The sequence below is a fragment of the Pseudoalteromonas sp. SIMBA_162 genome, assembly GCF_046535955.1.
Lineage (GTDB): Bacteria > Pseudomonadota > Gammaproteobacteria > Enterobacterales > Alteromonadaceae > Pseudoalteromonas > Pseudoalteromonas marina.
This window is the reverse complement of the sequence record NZ_JAWJBQ010001326.1, coordinates 1-232: the sequence shown is the minus strand read 5'-3', so window position 1 is coordinate 232 and position 232 is coordinate 1. Positions and strand designations below refer to the sequence as shown.

1 pseudogene is annotated in these 232 nt (G+C 39.7%); it reads left to right on the top strand.

Annotation, left to right across the window (positions count from 1 at the left end):
- Positions 1-232, top strand: a pseudogene (locus tag R0J88_RS23940) (hypothetical protein); the annotation flags it as partial.

Genomic DNA, 232 nt, shown 5'->3' with positions numbered 1-232 from the left:
GAGGTTGTACTTGAGACAAACAGTGGTCCAGTTGTGTTGTTACAAATAGCACCAGACGACGGCGAGCAATGGGCTAATTTTTCGCTAAAAGTTCAACGAGATGACGTAGATGATATTTTCACCTTAGATGAATTTGCTCGTATTTTTGATGACGAGTCGTTAACGCATATTGCAGTTAAAAACACTCCTGAGCGTTTTATGCAGTTTTTGGCTAAAAGTTACCAACAAACTG